The following is a 16,324-nucleotide window of genomic DNA, read 5'->3' as shown; positions in this document are numbered from 1 at the left end:
AGCACCGCCCGCCGCTCGGTGGTGTTGATCCGCTCACCGCGGAACATGGCGTCCCGCAGGTCGAACACACCGGTCGCGGCGGCGAGTTCCCGCAGTAGGGCGAGGGTCTCGTCGGTGATCAGGTGCTTGGAGTAGTCGATGCGCAGGTCACCGACGCGCACCACGTAGCGTTCCGCGCGCCCGGGGTCGGCGGCGAACAGCTCGCGCAGGTGCGGCAGCCCCTGGGCGCGGTGGTCCTCCAGGGCGGTCCACTCGGGCCGGCGGGTGAGCCGGGGGGTGTCGGACATCTCAGCCGTTCTCCTTGGTGCCCTCGCCGCGCAGGGCGACGGCGTACATCTCGTCCGCGTCGAGGCGCCTGAGCTCCTCGGCGATCAGTTCGGAGGTCGAGCGGATCTTCAGCGCGAGGGTGCGCGGGGGCTGGCCGGGCAGGGTCAGCGTGGCCAGCGGGCCCTCGGGGCGGTCGATGACGATCTCGCCGTTGTCGGTGCCCAGCCGTACGGCGGTGACGACCGGGCCCGCCGTCTCGACCCGCTCGACCGGGACGCCCAGCCGCGCCTCCAGCCAGCGGGCGAGCAGCTCCGCGCTCGGGTTCTCGGCCTCGCTCTCGACGGCCCCCGAGGTGATCGGCAGCCGCGCCTGGTCCAGGGCCGCCGCCAGCATCGACCGCCAGGGCGTCAGCCGGGTCCACGCGAGGTCGGTGTCGCCGGGCGCGTAGGACTGCCGCCGGGCCTCCAGCGCGGCCAGCGGCCGCTCCACGGCGTACATGTCGGTGATCCGGCGCTGGGCCAGCGCGCCGAGCGGGTCCTTGGCGGGGTTGTCGGGCGCGTCCACCGGCCACCAGACGACGACCGGCGCGTCCGGCAGCAGCAGCGGCAGGACGACGGAGTCGGCGTGGTCGGACACCTCGCCGTAGGTCCGCAGGATGACCGTCTCGCCGGTGCCGGCCTCGGAGCCCACCCGCACCTCGGCGTCCAGCCGCGACTGCGTGCGCTCCCGCGGGGTGCGGGCGTGCCGCTTGATGACGACCAGGGTGCGCGAGGGGTGCTCGTGCGAGGCCTGCTCGGCCGCCTTGTAGGCGTCGTAGGCGTTCTCCTCGTCCGTGACGATCACCATCGTCAGGACCATGCCCACGGCCGGGGTGCCGATGGCGCGGCGGCCCTGCACCAGCGCCTTGTTGACCTTGCTTGCCGTGGTGTCGGTCAGGTCGATCTTCATGGCCTGCGCCAGCTCCGTCCGTCTCGTGCGAGCATCTCGTCGGCTTCCTCGGGGCCCCAGCTGCCCGCCGGGTACGTGGCCGGCCTGCCGTGCGTGGCCCAGTGGTCCTCGATCGGGTCGAGGATCCTCCAGGACTCCTCCACCTCCTGGTGGCGCGGGAACAGGTTGGCGTCACCGAGCAGCACGTCCAGGATGAGGCGTTCGTACGCCTCGGGGCTGGACTCCGTGAAGGACTCGCCGTACGCGAAGTCCATCGTCACGTCCCGGATCTCCATCGAGGTGCCCGGCACCTTGGAGCCGAAGCGGACGGTGACGCCCTCGTCGGGCTGGACGCGGATGACGATGGCGTTCTGCCCGAGTTCCTCGGTGGCCGTCGTGTCGAACGGGGAGTGCGGGGCCCGCTGGAAGACGACCGCGATCTCGGTGACGCGGCGGCCCAGGCGCTTGCCGGTGCGCAGGTAGAACGGGACGCCCGCCCAGCGCCGGTTGTCGACGTTCAGCCGGACGGCCGCGTACGTGTCCGTCGTGGAGGCGGGGTCGATGCCCTCCTCCTCCAGGTAGCCGCGCACCTTCTCGCCGCCCTGCCAGGCGCCCACGTACTGCGCCCGCACGGTGTGCTCGCCGAGGTCCTCCGGGAGCTTCACGGCCTTGAGGACCTTCAGCTTCTCGGTGAGCAGCGAGTCCGCGTCGAAGGAGGCGGGCTCCTCCATCGCGGTGAGCGCCATCAGCTGGAGCAGGTGGTTCTGGATGACGTCACGGGCCGAACCGATGCCGTCGTAGTAGCCCGCGCGGCCGCCGATGCCGATGTCCTCGGCCATCGTGATCTGCACGTGGTCGACGTACGAGCGGTTCCAGATCGGCTCGAACATCTGGTTGGCGAAGCGCAGCGCCAGGATGTTCTGGACGGTCTCCTTGCCCAGGTAGTGGTCGATGCGGAACACCTGGTCGGGCTCGAACACGTCGTGCACGATCGCGTTCAGCTCCCGGGCGCTCGCCAGGTCGTGGCCGAACGGCTTCTCGATGACCGCCCGCCGCCACGAGCCCTCGGGCGCGTTGGCCAGGCCGTGCTTCTTCAGCTGCTCGACGACCTTCGGGAAGAACTTCGGCGGCACGGACAGGTAGAAGGCGAAGTTGCCGCCGGTGCCGCGCGAGGCGTTCAGCTCCTCGACCGCGTCGCGCAGCTGCTTGAACGCCGTGTCGTCGTCGAAGTCGCCGGGGATGAACCGCATGCCCTCGGCGAGCTGCTGCCAGACCTCCTCGCGGAACGGCGTCCGCGCGTGCTCGCGCACCGCGTCATGGACGACCTGCGCGAAGTCCTGGTCCGCCCAGTCGCGGCGGGCGAAGCCGACGAGCGAGAAGCCCGGCGGCAGCAGACCCCGGTTGGCGAGGTCGTAGACGGCCGGCATCAGCTTCTTGCGGGACAGGTCGCCGGTCACGCCGAAGATGACGAGCCCGGACGGCCCGGCGATCCGGGGCAGGCGCCGGTCGCGGGGATCCCGCAGTGGGTTCACCCAGGTACCGGCGGTGGGTGCCGTGCTCATTCCGCGTCAACTCCCTTGCTGTTCAGCGACTTCGTGACCGCGTCCAGGAGGTCCTGCCACGCGGCCTCGAACTTGGCGACACCCTCGTCCTCCAACCGGGTGACCACTTCGTCGTAGGAGATGCCGAGCTTCTCCACCGCGGCCAGGTCGGCGCGGGCCTGGGCGTAGCCGCCCGTCACGGTGTCGCCGGTGATCGCGCCGTGGTCGGCGACGGCGTCGAGGGTGGCCTCCGGCATGGTGTTCACGGTGCCGGGGGCGACCAGGTCGTCGACGTACAGCGTGTCCTTGTACGCCGGGTCCTTCACCCCGGTGGACGCCCACAGCGGACGCTGCTTGTTGGCCCTGGCGCCGGCGAGGGCCGTCCAGCGGTCGCCCGCGAAGACCTCCTCGTAGGCCGCGTAGGCGAGGCGGGCGTTGGCGAGCGCCGCCCGGCCCTTCAGCGCCAGGGCCGCGTCGGTGCCGAGGACCGTCAGACGCTTGTCGATCTCGGCGTCGACGCGGGAGACGAAGAAGGAGGCGACGGAGTGGATCGCCGACAGGTCCCGGCCCGCCGCCTGCGCCTTCTCCAGACCGGCCAGGTAGGCGTCCATGACCTCGCGGTAGCGCTCCAGCGAGAAGATCAGCGTGACGTTGACGCTGATGCCCAGCCCGACGACCTCGGTGATCGCCGGGAGGCCGGCCTTCGTCGCCGGGATCTTGATCATGACGTTGGGGCGGTCGACGAGCCAGGCGAGCTGCTTGGCCTCGGCGATCGTGGCCGCCGTGCGGTGGGCGAGGCGGGGGTCGACCTCGATGGAGACCCGGCCGTCCCGGCCGCCGGTGGCGTCGTGCACCGGACGCAGGACGTCCGCGGCCGCGCGTACGTCGGCGGTCGTCATCATCCGTACGGCCTCGTCGACGGTGACGCCCCGCTCCGCCAGCTCGGCGAGCTGCTCCTCGTAGCCCTCTCCGGAGCCGATGGCGGCCTGGAAGATGGACGGGTTGGTGGTGACGCCCACGACGTGCCGGCCGGCGACGAGCGCGGCGAGGTTGCCGGACGTGATCCGCTTGCGCGACAGGTCGTCCAGCCAGATCGACACGCCTTCGTCGGAGAGGCGCTCGAGTGCTCCCGCGGAGGCGGATGCTTCGGTCACAATGATCATCTTCTTTCTGGCGATCGGATCAACCACGCGCGGCGGCCGGCTCAGTAGTTGAATTGAGTACAGCCTTGGCCGCTGCGGCGACGTTCTCGGCGGTGAAGCCGTACTCGGCGAACAGGGTCCCGGCGTCGGCGGAGGCGCCGAAGTGCTCCAGGGAGACGATGCGTCCCGCGTCCCCCACGAATCGGTACCACGTCAGGGCGATGCCCGCCTCGACGGCGACGCGGGCCTTCACCGACGGCGGAAGGACGCTGTCGCGGTAGGCGGCCGGCTGCTCCTCGAACCACTCCACGGACGGCATCGACACCACCCGTGCGCCGATCCCCTCGGCCTCCAGCAGCTCACGGGCCGCGACGGCGAGCCGCACCTCGGAGCCGGTGGCGATCAGGACGACGTCCGGGGTGGCCGTCGAGGACTCGGCCAGCACGTAACCGCCGCGTGCCGCGTCCTCGTTCGGCGCGTAGGTCGGCACGCCCTGCCGGGTGAGGGCGAGGCCGTGCGGGGCGGGCTTGGTGGAGTGGCGGCGGAGGATCTCGGCCCAGGCGATCGCGGTCTCGTTGGCGTCGGCCGGGCGGACCACGTTCAGGCCGGGGACGGCGCGCAGGGAGGCGAGGTGTTCGACGGGCTGGTGGGTGGGGCCGTCCTCGCCCAGGCCGATGGAGTCGTGGGTCCACACGTAGGTCACGGGCAGCTGCATCAGCGCGGACATGCGGACCGCGTTGCGCATGTAGTCGGAGAAGACGAGGAAGGTGCCGCCGTAGACCCGGGTGTTGCCGTGCAGGGCGATGCCGTTCATCTCCGCGGCCATCGCGAACTCGCGGATGCCGAAGTGCACGGTACGGCCGTAGGGGTCCGCCTCGGGCAGCGGGTTGCCCGCGGGGAGGAACGACGACGTCTTGTCGATGGTGGTGTTGTTGGAGCCGGCCAGGTCGGCGGAGCCGCCCCACAGCTCGGGGATCACCGCGCCGAGCGCCTGGAGCACCTTTCCGGAGGCGGCGCGGGTGGCGACCGGCTTGCCGGGCTCGAAGACCGGCAGCTTCTCCTCCCAGCCCTCCGGGAGCCGGCCCGCGACGACCCGGTCGAACAGCTCCGCCCGCTGCGGCTGGGCGTCGCGCCAGGCGGCGACCCGCTTGTCCCAGGCGGCGTGCGCCTCGGCGCCCCGGTCGAGGGCGGCCCGGGTGTGGGCGAGGACCTCGTCGGCGACCTCGAAGGTCCGCTCCGGGTCGAAGCCGAGGACGCGCTTGGTGGCGGCGACCTCCTCCTCGCCGAGCGCCGAGCCGTGGGAGGCCTCGGTGTTCCGCGCGTTCGGGGCCGGCCAGGCGATGATCGTGCGCATGCCGATGATGGAGGGCCGCCCGGTCTCCGCCCGCGCCGCCTCCAGCGCCGTGTACAGGGCGTGGACGTCGATGTCGCCGTTCTCCGCGGGCTCGATGCGCTGGGTGTGCCACCCGTAGGCCTCGTACCGCTTCAGGACGTCCTCGGAGAAGGCGGTCGCGGTGTCGCCCTCGATGGAGATGTGGTTGTCGTCGTAGAGGAGGACGAGGTTGCCGAGCCGCTGGTGGCCGGCGAGGGAGGAGGCCTCGGCGGAGACGCCCTCCTGGAGGTCGCCGTCGGAGACGATCGCCCAGACGGTGTGGTCGAACGGCGACTCGCCCTCGGCGGCGTCCGGGTCGAACAGGCCGCGCTCGTAGCGGGCGGCCATCGCCATGCCGACGGCGTTGGCCACACCCTGGCCCAGCGGGCCGGTGGTGGTCTCGACGCCGGCCGTGTGCCCGTACTCGGGGTGACCGGGCGTCTTCGACCCCTGCGTGCGGAACGCCTTCAGGTCGTCCAGCTCCAGCTCGTAGCCGGCCAGGTAGAGCTGGGTGTAGAGGGTCAGCGAGGTGTGGCCGGGGGAGAGGACGAAGCGGTCACGTCCGGTCCACTCGGGATCCGCCGGATCGTGCCGCATCACCTTCTGAAAGATCGTGTACGCGGCGGGCGCCAGGCTCATGGCGGTCCCGGGGTGGCCGTTGCCCACCTTCTGCACGGCATCCGCGGCCAGAAGGCGCGCGGTGTCGACGGCACGCCGGTCGAGTTCGGTCCATTCGAAGCTGTCCGCTGTCTGCGTGCTCATCTTCAAGAAGTCCTCGATCCGAGCGAAGCTGCTGGTCTGACGCGTTCAAAAGTAAAAGTCTGACTTTTTCGGCGGAAGGTCCCTGTGTGTCAGGCTGTGGTGAAAGTGGGACACCCCGAAGGTCCGGGGTGCGGACGAGGCGGCACGGGACGGACATGGCGGACACAACGGTCCAGGGCGGCGGCGGGACCGGCGGTGGCATCGGCGGCGGGACCGGCGGCGGGATCAGGACCTTCCCCTTCCCGGTCGACCGCAGCGTCGGCGGGGTGGGCATGCAGGTCGGCCCGATGGGCACCGGCCGCACCTGGCACGCCGACGCGCCCCTGGACCGGGTGCACCGGATCGACTTCCACGTCGTACTGCTCTTCACCGACGGTCCCGTCCGTCACATGGTCGACTTCACCGAGTACGAGGCGGCGGCGGGCGACGTGCTGTGGATCCGCCCGGGTCAGGTCCACCGCCTCTCGAAGTCGAGCGAGTACCGCGGAACCGTCCTCACCATGCAACCCGGCTTCCTGCCCCGCGCCACGGTCGAGGCCACCGGCCTGTACCGCTACGACCTGGCGCCCCTGCTCCACCCCGACGCGGCCCAGTGGGACGGCCTGCGCGCGGCCCTCGCCCAGCTGCAACGCGAGTACGAGGACGGCACCACCCTGCCCCTGAGCCTGCACACCGCGGTGCTGCGGCACTCCCTGACCGCGTTCCTGCTGCGCCTGGCGCACCTGGCGGCCAGCTCCGCGGAGGCGGCCCGCCGCCGGGCGGACACCACCTTCACCCTGTTCCGGGACGCCGTGGAGCGCGGCTTCGCCACCAACCACAGCGTCAGCGCCTACGCCGACGCGCTCGGCTACTCCCGCCGCACCCTGGTACGGGCGGTGCGTGCCGCGACCGGCGAGACGCCCAAGGGCTTCATCGACAAGCGGGTCGTCCTGGAGGCGAAGCGGCTGCTGGCCCACACCGAACTGCCGATCGGCCGGGTCGGCGCGGCGGTGGGCTTCCCCGACCCGGCGAACTTCTCCAAGTTCTTCCACCAGCACACGGACACGACTCCGGCGGCGTTCCGCGCGGAACTGCGCTGAACGCCGCCGGGCCGGTCCCTCCGCGGCCGCCGCGGTCCCGCCGGCCGCCGTGCTCTCAGTGGCTCTCAGTGGCCGAAGTCGAACCAGTTCACGTTGACGAAGTCCGACGGCTGACCGCTGGTGAAGGTCAGGTAGACGTCGTGGGTGCCGGTGACCGAGGTGATGTTCGCCGGGACGGTCCGCCACGACTGCCAGCCGCCCGTGGAGGCCACTGCGAAGCTGCCGACGGGCGCGTTGCTCCGGCTGTCCAGGCGCACCTCGACCAGCCCGCTCACGCCGGCCGCCGCGCCGCTCGCGACCCGGCCGTAGAACTGGGTGGCGGCCGTGGAGCCGAAGTTCACGCCCTGGAAGAGCGCCCAGTCGCCGTTGGCCAGGGAGCCGATGTTCTGCCCGCCGCCGGTGTCGGTGGTGGTCTCGGTGCTCACGCCGGACTGGCCGTCGTAGGACTCGGCCTGGATGGCGGCGTAGGCGTCACGGCCGCCGGTCGGGGGAGGGGTGGTGCCGCTCCCGCCCCCCGAGGCCTGGAGCACCTGTACGTAGTCCACCACCATGGGGACGCCGGAGCGGGTGTCGGCGTCGAGGCCACCGCCGAAGGCGTCGGGGAAGCCGCCGCCCATCGCCACGTTCAGGATGATGAAGAAGCCGTGGTCGGTGGCGTTGCTCCAGGTCGTGGCGTCGACCTGGTTCGCGGTGACGGTGTGGAAGGTCACGCCGTCGACGGAGAAGCGGATCGCCTCGGGGGTCACCGAGCGGTCCCACTCCAGCGTGTACGTGTGGAAGCCGGACTGGCAGGTGGTGTTCGGACACGCGGTCGTGTTGCCGATGCCGCTGGTCTCGTTGCACGGGCCGCCCGGGCTGGTGCCGCAGTGGATCGTCGACCACACCTGGTTCAGGCCCTGGACGTTCTCCATGATGTCCAGTTCACCGACGGACGGCCAGTTCTGGTAGTTGCCGCGGTAGGGGGCGCCCAGCATCCAGAACGCCGGCCAGTAGCCCTCGGCCGCCGTGCCGGTGACGTTCGGCATCTGCAACCGGGCCTCCACGCGCAGCTTGCCGCCGGACGGGGGCTGGAAGTCGGTGCGGTTGGTCTCGATGCGGCCCGAGGTCCAGTTGCCGGCGGAGTCGCGCAGCGGCGTGATGCGCAGGTTGCCGTTGCCGTCGAGCGAGACGTTGCCCGTGCTGCTCGTCATCGTCTCGACCTCGCCGGTGCCCCAGTTGGCGGGGCCTCCCGGGTACGAGGTGCCGGTGGCGTACTGCCAGTCGGCGGTGTCGACGCCGGTGCCCGCGGCGCCGTCGAAGTCGTCCAGGAAGACCTGCGTCCAGCCCGAGGGGGGCGTGGGCGCGGAGGCGTTCGCGGACGGGGAGGCGACCGTGGCCGCGGCCGCCGCGAGGGCGAGCGTGCCGGCGGCGGCGACGAGCGCCCGCCGGAGCGGGCGCCGCCGTCTGCGGGGGGCGCCGGAGGTGTCACTCATGGGTGTGCCTCTCGGGTACGGAGTGGGGTGTGCGGGGCTTCGGGCAGCGCTCCGGGGACGTTCTGAGAGCGCTCTCAAAGTGGCCCCAATGTGCTCCCGGGCACTCCGGCCGTCAAGAGGTGAAACAGGGAAAGTCCGTTGCCCCTAAGTGAGTTCACTCCGTGAATGGGGGCGAAGCGCCCTTAGGGGAGCCGGCTCGGGGCCAGTTCGTCGAGTGCCAGCAGTGCGGCGGTGGCGTCGCCCTGGAGCGGGCTCCTCAGCGCGGCGAGGGCGTCCCGGGCCGCGAGCAGTGTCCCGCGGGCCTCCGGATGGCGCAGCGCGCCGAGCACACGGCCCAGGTCGAGCCGGGCCGGTTCGGTCCAGGCCGGGCTCTGCGCGGCCTGGAAGTGCGCCAGCGCCCGGCGCAGCGGCGCCTCCGCCTCCTGCCATCGGCCCAGGGCCGCCAGGTCGTTCCCGATCTGCTGGTGGGCGACGGCCCGGTACATCGCGGTCAGCTCGTCGGGCAGCCCCGAGGTGCCGGCCGCGCAGAGCCGCGCACTGCGGCGGTGGATGTCCAGGGCCTCGTCCGCCCGGCCGGCCTGGCGCAGGTAGGTGCCGAGGGAGTTGAGGACCGTGAGTTCGGCCGGCCGGGCCTGTGGGGAGGCCTGCGCGCCGAAGCAGCGGGCGGCCTCGCGCAGGCGCGCATGAGCCTCCTCCGCCCTGCCCAGCCGGTGCAGGGCCCCGGCTCCGTAGCCGAGCGCCCAGCCCACCTGGAGTTCGTCCCCGCCGGCACGGGCCGCCACGAGCGCGGCGTCGGCGGTCGTCAGGGCGGCGTGGGAATCCTGGACGCAGAGGTTGTAGGCCCAGGCGAGGTAGTTCAGGTGGACCGCCTCCTCCCGGCGGCTGCCCAGGGCGCGGGCCGCGTCGGCGGAGCGCCGGAACACCTCCACCCACAGCTCCCAGTGCTGGTTGAGGTCGGAGAACCAGTGCATCGCCTCCGCCGTGTCCACGACCTGCCGGTGGTCACCGGCGTCGTGAGCACGACGCAGCGCGGCGAGCCACTGGAAACGCTCGGCCTCCAGCCAGGCCCGCGCCTCCTCCCGGCCGACGGGCGCTCCGGCGGGGTCCGGGTCGCCGTGCGGGGCGTCCTGGTGGTGTTCGGCGTCGAAGCGGAGGGCGGCGGCGGTGGCCCGGCGCAGCATCCAGCGGGCGGCCCGGTCCAGCGCGGCCTCCCGCTCCGACGGGCCGTCCTCGGCTTCCGTCAGTTCGGCGGCGTACAGCTTGAGCAGGTCGTGGAACCGGTGGCGCTCGGCGACGGGGTCGCTCTGCAACAGCCCGGCATCGACCAGTTCGTCCGCGCAGGCGACCGCGTCGGCCAGGGGCAGGCCGGCCAGGAGCGCCACGGTCTCGGGGCTGAAGTCGGGTCCGGCGGCCAGTGAGGCGCGGCGCAGGAACGTCCGTGTCCGCGGCGGCAGCTGACGGTACGACAGCGCGAAGGCGGCGCGCACCCGTAGGTCCCCGGCCTCCAGGCCGTCCAGTCGCCGCCCCTCGGCGGTGAGCCGGGCGACGAGCTTGCCGAGGCGCTCGTGCGGTCTGCTCAGCAGTCGCTGGCCCGCGATCCGGACGGCCAGCGGCAGGTGTGCGCACAGGTCGGCCAGGTCGCGGGCGGCCTGGGCCTCCGCCCGGACCCGTTCCGGGCCGACGATGCGGGTGAGGAGTACGACCGCTTCCTCGCGCCGCAGCAGGGCCAGGTCGGTCCGGTGCGCCGATTCCAGGCCCGCCAGGGCGTTCCTGCTGGTGACGAGCGTCAGCGACGGGCCGTCGCCGGGCAGCAGGGGGCGGACCTGGGACTCGTCGGCGGCGTTGTCCAGGAGCAGCAGCACCCGCCGGTCGGCGGCCACGGACCGCCACAGGCCCGCCCGGTCGTCCGTGTCCGCCGGGATCGCGGCGTCGGCGACGCCCGAGGCCCGCAGCAGCCTGGCGAGCGCGTCGCGCGCTGTGGTCGGCTCGGGATCCATGCCGTGCAGGTCGAGGGCGTACTGCCCGTCCGGGAAGCGCGGCGCGAGCCGGTGCGCGGCGTGCACCGCGAACGCGGTCTTGCCGAGACCCGGCTGGCCCGCGACCACGTTCACGACCGCACGGGTGGGGCCGGCGTGTTCGGCCAGGTCCAGGAGGCGGGCGAGGGCGGTGCCGCGGGCCGTGAAGTCATGGATGTCGCGCGGCAGGGCCAAGGCGGTGTGGACGGCCGGTCCGACGGCCGGTCCGACGGCCGGTCCGACGGCCGGACCGGAGGCGGTCCGAGGACGGCCCAGGGCGGCGGCCTCCTCCAGCCGTTCGGCGGTGGCGCCGTCCAGTCCGAGTCCTTCGGCCAGTGCCCGCACGGTGCGGCGCTGCGGTCCGCGGGTCCGCCCGCGTTCCATGTCCGCCAGCGCGCGCACGCTCACACCGCACACGTGGGCCAGCGCCTCCTGGCTGAGTCCGGCGCGCGTCCGCAGGGCGCGAAGCTGCTGCCCGAAGTCCCCCGTGGCGGGTGTGCCGCTCCACACAGTCGATGTCCCCGATCCCCGGACCCGTCCGCGTGCGAGCCCCGGCAGAAGTATGGCCGACCGTACTTCTGCCGGTCGAACCGCCTGGGCCGCCGCCCCGGGGCGTGGTCGACTGAAGGCGGGCGAGGGACGGACCGATGCGCTCTCGCCCCATGTGGTCCGCGGCCGCGCGGACCACGGGCCGTCACACGGGGGATCTCACATGAACAGCACCACGGAGCGGTTCTCTGCCCTGCGGGGACGCCGACGGCGTGCAGCCGCGTGGCCCACCGGCCGATGAACGACGGCGCGCACTCCGACACGCGTCCCCACCCCGTCCGCACGTTCGTCCACCCGCCGCCGCCCGGTCACCGTCCGGGCAGGGGCGGCCGCGAACCGCGGAACGGCGGCAGCTCGACACACGGCCGACGGCAGCACGCCGCGGCCCCGCACCACTGACAGGGAACCATCTCCATGAACGCACTGCGTCACCGCTCCGCCCTGCTCGCCGCCGCGGGCACGGCAGTCCTCGCGCTGTCCCTGACGGCCTGCCAGGACGACACGGACGCCACGTCGACGTCGGGGGCGACTGCTTCGGCGGCAGCCGAGGCGGCTCAGGGACAGGCGACCGGCTCCACGGCCGCGGCCGGCTCGGCGGAATCCGGCGGGTCCTCCGACGCCGAGGGGTCCACGGGATCCGCCGGCGCGAGCGGCTCCGGCACGGCCGACGCACAGGCCTCCGCCACCACCCCGGTCTGCACCGCGGGCGACGTCGCCGTCACCGCCGCCCTCCAGGACGGCCCGCCCTACACCCACATCGTCCTGACGGCGAAGAACACCTCCGGCGGTTCCTGCCGGCTGACGGGTTTCCCGCACATCCAGTTCCTGGAGAGCCACAAGCAGGACGTCCCGGAGGTGGCCAAGAGCAAGCCGGCCGCGCCGGTCGTCCTCCAGGCGGGCGCACCGGCCTACGCCCTGGTGAAGCTCTCGGACGGCGGCACCGACGAGGAGAACGAGCCCGTCTCGGCGTTCTCCGTCCAGCTCGACGGCGACTCCACCGTCATCGCCGTCACCGCGCCCGGCAGCGACGGCATCGCCGTCGACCCGGCGGCGGCCCTCACCGGCTACTGGACGCCCGAACTGCGCAACGGCGCCGACGACTTCTAGGCCCTGTCGGCACGTTCCCGTCCTCGCCGGCAGGCGCGGACGGGAACGTCACGACGGGACTTTCGCGACAGGCCCTAGAGCGCGCTGCCCGCCTTCCAGTCGGCCCAGGACATGTTCCAGCCGTTGAGGCCGTTGCCCGGATCGACGGTGGACCTGGTCGAGTTCTCGACGACCACCACGTCGCCGAGCATCGAGCTCTCGTAGAACGCGTAGCCCGGCACCGAGCTGTCGGCCGCGCCCTGCGCGTCCCGCAGGCCGATGCAGCCGTGGCTGGTGTTCTCGCCGCCGAACACCGCGGCCGACGCCCAGTAGTTGCCGTGGATGAAGGTGCCGGAGGTGGTCAGGCGCTGGGCGTGCGGCACGTCCTCGATGTCGTACTCGTCGCCGAGGCCGATCGTGGAGGACTCCATCCGGGTCTGCCGGAACCGCTCGCTGATCACCATGATCCCGGACCAGGTGGGGTGCTCGGCGTCACCGCCGCTGACGGGATAGGTGGCGACGGTCGCGCCGCCCCGCCGCACCACCATCTCCTTCGCGGCGAGGTCCACCGTGCTGATCTGCTCGCGGCCGATGTGGAACGTGACGTCCTTCGACTGGGTGCCGTAGACGCCGTTCGCCCCCTCGACGTCCTTCAGCCGCAGGGAGAGCGTGACGGTCGTGCCGGCCGCCCAGTACGTCTCCGGGCGGAAGTCCAGCCGGGTGTCGCTGAACCAGTGGCCCACGACCTCGACGGCCGGGGAGGCGGTCACCGTGATCGCCTCCTGCACGGCCGCCTTGTCCGTCACGGCGTGCGTGAAGTTGATCGAGACCGGCATGCCGACGCCGGAGGTGGAGCCCGCCTCGGGGGTGAAGGCGCCGATGAAGGTCGCGCCGGGCGACTTGGTCTTGAAGGTCGTCGTCTGCGCCTCGGCGCCGTCCGCCTGCGCGGTGACCGTGTACTTGGTGCCCGAGGAGGGGTTGCGGGCCGACGTCCACCGGGTGCGGGTGTCGTCGTAGGAGCCCTTCAGGGTGGAGCCGTCGTTGCCGGTCACCGTCACGGAGGTGAGGGTGCCGTCCGTCACGGTCACCTCCACCGGGCTGGTGAAGGCGGCCTTCTTCGTGCCGTCCGCGGGGGAGACCGAGATCACCGGGGTCCGCGCGGCGGAGACCTCTGCGGTCGGGGTGGCCGTTGCCCGGGCCGCCTCCGTCTGCGCCGCCGTGGTCGGCTGTGTCACCTGGGACGCCCGTGATCCCGCCGTCGTCCCGGGGGTGCCCGCCGACGCCGTTCCGCAGCCGGCCAGCGCGACGGCCGGCACGGCACCGAGCGCGGCCAGCACACCCCGACGCGACCACCTCCCCGGCTGCTGCTCGGACCGGTTCGATATGTGCGGGACGCCCACGGTACGCCTTCCTCAGATGTCCATCTTTGCGCCTGCATCATGCGACTTCTTCCTGGGTGAATCCTTTGAATCGTCGGTAAGGAATCTGAGATTCCGGTGAGGACGGGCCGCCGGACCGGCGACCGGGACGGGCCGCCGAGGGCCGACCGGGATGGGACGTCGGAGGAGCGGCCGGGACGGGGCGTGGGGGCCGGACGGGACGGGCCGCCGCGGGGCCGGGGCGGGCCGCCGGAGGGGCGGCCGTACCCGGCCGCCCGGTGTCACGGGGCGGCCGGGTCCGGCCGCCAGCCCAGTGCGCGGGAGATTCCGCGCGCCGCGAGCCGTACGGCCGGCACCAGCACCGGGACCCGCGCGTCCGCGTAGGGCACGACCACCGACACGGCGGCGGTCACCGCGCCGCCCGGGCCGCGCACCGGGGCGGCCACCGACACGGCGTCGTCGGTGACCTGGCGGCTGCTCACCGCCACCCCGGAGCGCCGGACCTCGGCCAGCACCCGGCGCAGTCGTGCCCGGTCGGTGATCGTGTGGCCGGTGTAGGCGCACAGCGGTGCCGCGCAGTAGGCCTCCTGGAGGTCCGGTCCGCCGTGCGCCAGCAGGACGAGACCGACGCCGGTGACGTGCAGCGGCCAGCGGGCGCCGACGCGGATGCGGACGCCGACCGCCGCACGGCCGGAGAGCCACTCGGTGTAGACGACCTCGGTACCGTCCCGCACCGCCAGCTGCGCGTTCTCGTGCGTGGCCTCGTACAGGTCCTCCAGGTAGGGCAGCGCGACCTGGCGCAGGGCGAGGCCGCGCGGGGCGAGTGCCGCGACCTCCCACAGGCGCAGCCCCACGTGGTAGGCGCCGGACCCGTCCCGCTCCAGGGCGCCCCAGCCGGTGAGGGCGGTCACCAGGCGGTGGGCGGTCGTCAGGCTCAGTCCGGCCCGCCGGCTGATGTCGGTGAGGGACAGCGCCGGGTGCGCGTGGTCGAACGCGGCGAGCACGGACAGCAGCCGGTCGGGCGCGGAGCGGGCGGTCATGGCCAGGGGTTCCTCGACTTCACTGTCACGGTGCCGGATCCCGGTCTCCGGTGAAGTTAGGCAGCCGCCGCCCGCCCGTCAATCGTGGGCGCGCCCTCAGCCCAGGCCGTCCTCCGCGACGCGCAGCAGCAGGGCGTGCAGCGTCTCGCGTTCGGCCGGGCCGAGCGCGGTCAGCAGGTCGTTGGTGACCCGCAGGCCCGCCTCGTCGGTGCCGCGCAGGAAGGCGCGCCCGTCCTCGGTGAGGACGACGATCCGGCTGCGGCGGTCGTCCGGGGCCGGGCGCCGCTCGGCGAGGCCCAGCTTCTCCAGGTCGTCCACCAGGCCGACGATGGCGCTCGGGTCGTAGCCGAGGCGTGCGCTCAGTTCGCGCTGGAGCGCGCCCTCGGTGCCGGCCAGGAACCGCAGCACCGCGTAGTGGCGCAGGCGCAGGCCCGACTCGTGCAGGAACGCGTTGAACAGCTGACCCGAGCGCAGGCCCAGGCGGTAGAGCAGGTAGCCGGTGTCCGCGTGCAGCCCGCGCATCCACGGCTCGTCGGCGTCGATCGGTGCGGCGTTCACGGCGTCGGGCTGGCGGGCGATGGCGGGCTCCCCGGTGTCGGGCCCCGGACGGGGCGGTGCGTCGTGCGCAGTCCAGCATGACCGACTCGCGGGAAGACAACAACTATTGACGACAACAATTATTGCTCTTAGCTTCGATCTCGAAGCCGCACCCCGCGTCTCCGAGCAGAGCAGAACCTCCCGTGTCACCGCGTGAAGGGACTCACCCGTGCCCAGCATCGATCTCACCGGCAAGGCCGCCGTCGTCACCGGCAGCGGCCGGGGCCTCGGCCTCGCCTACGCGCACGCCCTGGCCGCGCACGGCGCGTCCGTGGTCGTCAACGACGTCGACGAGGCGGTCGCCGAGCAGGCCGTGAAGTCGATCACCGAAGCGGGCGGCACCGCCGTCGCCGAGGTGGTCCCGGTCGGCACCGCCGAGGCCGCCGACCGGCTCGTGAACCGCGCCGTCGAGGAGTTCGGCCGGCTGGACGTCCTGGTCACCAACGCCGGCATCCTGCGCGACAAGGTGCTGTGGAAGATGACCGACGACGACTTCGACGCCGTGATCGCCACCCACCTCAAGGGCACCTTCACCTGCGCCCGCGCCGCCGCCGTCCGGATGCGCGAGCAGGGCGAGGGCGGCACGCTGATCCTGGTCGGCTCCCCGGCTGGCCAGCGCGGCAACTTCGGCCAGACCAACTACGCCGCCGCCAAGGCCGGCATCGCCGCGTTCGCGCGCACCTGGTCCATGGAGCTGGGGCGCGCCGGCATCACCGTCAACGCCATCGTCCCGGTCGCCGCCACCGCGATGACCGAGACCATCCCCGCCTTCGCGCCGTACGTCGAGGCGATGCGCCAGGGCGAGCCGCTGCCGGACTTCCTGCGCAAGGGCGAGGGCTTCGGCACGCCCGAGGACTGCGCCGCCCTGGTGCCGTTCCTCGCCTCCGAGGCCGCCCGCGGGATCACGGGCCAGGCCATCGGCATCGGCGGCGACAAGGTGGCACTCTGGTCGCATCCGCAGGAGATCCGCGCGGCCTACGCCGACGGCGGCTGGACCCCCGACACCCTCGCCGACGCCTTCCCCACCTCGGTCGGCGCCGAACTCCAGACGGTCGGCATCCCCGCGCCCAAGGTTCCGGGGGCGTGATGACCCACT

12 protein-coding genes and 1 pseudogene are annotated in these 16,324 nt (G+C 73.0%); 3 read left to right on the top strand and 10 right to left on the bottom strand.

Features of this window, described 5'->3' with window-relative positions; genetic code table 11:
- The 5 genes and pseudogenes from ACZ3KJ_RS33045 to tkt all read right to left on the bottom strand — a co-directional run.
- A pseudogene (locus ACZ3KJ_RS33045) lies at window positions 1-287 on the bottom strand (glucose-6-phosphate isomerase); the annotation flags it as partial.
- A 1-nt stretch (window position 288) separates the two neighbouring features.
- Complete coding sequence (gene opcA / locus ACZ3KJ_RS33040) at window positions 289-1,215, bottom strand: glucose-6-phosphate dehydrogenase assembly protein OpcA (RefSeq protein ID WP_467532405.1); 927 nt, start codon at window positions 1,213-1,215, stop codon at window positions 289-291.
- Window positions 1,212-2,756 carry a glucose-6-phosphate dehydrogenase gene (gene zwf / locus ACZ3KJ_RS33035; RefSeq protein ID WP_467532403.1) on the bottom strand — a complete coding sequence of 515 codons (1,545 nt, stop codon included), beginning with the start codon at window positions 2,754-2,756 and terminating at the stop codon, window positions 1,212-1,214. The genes opcA and zwf overlap by 4 nt, the downstream gene beginning before the upstream one ends.
- Window positions 2,753-3,898 carry a transaldolase gene (gene tal, locus ACZ3KJ_RS33030; RefSeq protein ID WP_467532401.1) on the bottom strand — a complete coding sequence of 382 codons (1,146 nt, stop codon included), beginning with the start codon at window positions 3,896-3,898 and terminating at the stop codon, window positions 2,753-2,755. Before tal ends, zwf begins: the two co-directional genes overlap by 4 nt.
- A gap of 19 nt (window positions 3,899-3,917) precedes the next feature.
- Window positions 3,918-6,011, bottom strand: coding sequence for a transketolase (tkt, locus tag ACZ3KJ_RS33025; protein WP_467532400.1), 2,094 nt, complete (start codon window positions 6,009-6,011; stop codon window positions 3,918-3,920).
- A 155-nt stretch (window positions 6,012-6,166) separates the two neighbouring features.
- Between tkt and ACZ3KJ_RS33020 the strand changes: the two genes are divergently transcribed.
- Complete coding sequence (locus ACZ3KJ_RS33020) at window positions 6,167-7,090, top strand: helix-turn-helix domain-containing protein (protein WP_467532398.1); 924 nt, start codon at window positions 6,167-6,169, stop codon at window positions 7,088-7,090.
- Between the two features lie 65 nt (window positions 7,091-7,155).
- Here ACZ3KJ_RS33020 and ACZ3KJ_RS33015 read toward each other — a convergent pair whose 3' ends face one another.
- Both ACZ3KJ_RS33015 and ACZ3KJ_RS33010 read right to left on the bottom strand, forming a co-directional pair.
- Window positions 7,156-8,562 carry a glycoside hydrolase family 16 protein gene (locus ACZ3KJ_RS33015; protein WP_467532396.1) on the bottom strand — a complete coding sequence of 469 codons (1,407 nt, stop codon included), beginning with the start codon at window positions 8,560-8,562 and terminating at the stop codon, window positions 7,156-7,158.
- A 182-nt stretch (window positions 8,563-8,744) separates the two neighbouring features.
- A complete protein-coding gene (locus tag ACZ3KJ_RS33010; protein WP_467532395.1) occupies window positions 8,745-11,087 on the bottom strand; it encodes an ATP-binding protein in 2,343 nt (780 codons plus the stop codon).
- A gap of 453 nt (window positions 11,088-11,540) precedes the next feature.
- Between ACZ3KJ_RS33010 and ACZ3KJ_RS33005 the strand changes: the two genes are divergently transcribed.
- A complete protein-coding gene (locus ACZ3KJ_RS33005; protein ID WP_467532393.1) occupies window positions 11,541-12,233 on the top strand; it encodes a DUF4232 domain-containing protein in 693 nt (230 codons plus the stop codon).
- 74 nt (window positions 12,234-12,307) lie between these two features.
- Here ACZ3KJ_RS33005 and ACZ3KJ_RS33000 read toward each other — a convergent pair whose 3' ends face one another.
- The 3 genes from ACZ3KJ_RS33000 to ACZ3KJ_RS32990 all read right to left on the bottom strand — a co-directional run bounded on the left by ACZ3KJ_RS33000 (window position 12,308) and on the right by ACZ3KJ_RS32990 (window position 15,153).
- Window positions 12,308-13,612, bottom strand: coding sequence for a L,D-transpeptidase (locus ACZ3KJ_RS33000; protein WP_467532391.1), 1,305 nt, complete (start codon window positions 13,610-13,612; stop codon window positions 12,308-12,310).
- Window positions 13,613-13,872: 260 nt separating this feature from the next.
- Window positions 13,873-14,631, bottom strand: a complete 759-nt coding sequence (locus ACZ3KJ_RS32995) for an IclR family transcriptional regulator (RefSeq protein ID WP_467532389.1) — start codon at window positions 14,629-14,631, stop codon at window positions 13,873-13,875.
- A 96-nt stretch (window positions 14,632-14,727) separates the two neighbouring features.
- Window positions 14,728-15,153 carry a MarR family winged helix-turn-helix transcriptional regulator gene (locus tag ACZ3KJ_RS32990; RefSeq protein ID WP_467532418.1) on the bottom strand — a complete coding sequence of 142 codons (426 nt, stop codon included), beginning with the start codon at window positions 15,151-15,153 and terminating at the stop codon, window positions 14,728-14,730.
- Between the two features lie 244 nt (window positions 15,154-15,397).
- Between ACZ3KJ_RS32990 and ACZ3KJ_RS32985 the strand changes: the two genes are divergently transcribed.
- A complete protein-coding gene (locus ACZ3KJ_RS32985; protein WP_467532387.1) occupies window positions 15,398-16,315 on the top strand; it encodes an SDR family NAD(P)-dependent oxidoreductase in 918 nt (305 codons plus the stop codon).
- Window positions 16,316-16,324: the final 9 nt, after the last annotated feature.

The organism is Streptomyces sp. NPDC003248, assembly GCF_055563235.1.
This window is presented reverse-complemented; position numbering and strand designations above follow the sequence as displayed.